We start from the raw sequence: 1,341 nt of genomic DNA on the forward strand, positions 1-1,341 counted from the left end.
CAGGGCGATTGCATAGTCGGCCGGTGGGCCGTTGACGAGGGATTCCGAGGCGAGTTCGGCCTCTGTGGAGGCGTGAGAAGCGGGTGAGGTCGCATCGGTGATCATGGAGTTGCGACGCTTCACGACTCCGAGGAAGACCCCACCCGCCGATGGCATCATCTCTCATTCCTGCGCTGGCCGTAGCAGCACCCGCCTCCATCGCCGAGGCCGTGCCGGTCACCGACGGTGAACATGGTGGTCTGCTGCGGGCGCTCGCCGCTGTTCCTGATCCACGCGACCCACGGGGTGTGCGGTATCCGCTGACCGCGCTGCTGGCGGTGGCGGTCTGCGCCGTCATGGCCGGGGCGTCGTCGTTCGCCGCGGTCACGGATTGGCTGCACGACCTGGACGAACAGGCCCAGCGTCGGCTCGGGTTCTCCGCAGGGGTACCGGTCGGCAGCACCGTCTGGCGGCTGCTGACGCGCCTGGACGACACGCTGCTCGGCACCGTCCTGGCCGGCTGGCTGCGTACCCGCACTCCCGTCGCGGTGACCCCGCCGGGGCGGTACCGCACGGTGATCGCCATTGACGGCAAGACGCTGCGCGGCGCCCGTATCGGCGGCGGCCGCCAGGTGCATCTGCTCTCCGCGCTGGACACCGGGACCGGCGTTGTCCTCGCCCAGGTCACGGTGGACGCCAAGAGCAATGAGATTCCGGCGTTCGCGCCGCTGCTCGACGCCGTCGAGCAGGTGCTCGGCACCCTGGCCGGGGTGCTGTTCATCGCCGATGCCCTGCACACCCAGACCGGTCACGCCGACGAGGTCACCGCCCGCCGAGCGCACCTGCTCGTGCAGGTGAAGGCCAACCAGCCGACCCTGTTCAAGCAGCTCAAACGACTGCCCTGGGCGCAGATCCCGGTCGGTGACCGGACCCGCGACCGCGGTCACGGCCGCCGCGAGACCCGCACCGTCAAAGCCGTAACCGTCGCCACGCCCGGCGGCATCGCCTTCCCGCACGCCCAGCAAGCCGTGCGGATCACCCGCACCCGCATCGTCGCTGGTACGACCAGCCGCGAGACCGCCTACCTGACCGTGTCACTACCCGCTGGCCAAGCCCTACCCCGCGACCTGCAGAGCTGGATCCGCCGACACTGGCACATCGAGAACCGCCTCCATCACATACGCGACGTGACGTTCCGTGAAGACCTCCACCAGGCCCGAACAGGCAACGGACCCGCCGTCATCGCCACCCTGCGTAACACGGCGATCGGCTGGCACCGCACCACCGGCGCGACCAACATCGCCCGCGCCACCCGCCAAGCAAACCGCCGATCACACGACCTGATCACCGCCGTGACCAGCA

General features: G+C 69.7%; 1 protein-coding gene. It reads left to right on the forward strand.

Features of this window, described 5'->3' with window-relative positions:
* Positions 1-149: 149 nt before the first annotated feature.
* Positions 150-1,341 (forward strand): ISAs1 family transposase (locus ACVMYR_RS33080; RefSeq protein WP_457123698.1); only part of this gene is annotated, 1,192 nt, incomplete at its 3' end.

The organism is Micromonospora sp. PTRAS2 (assembly GCF_054052245.1).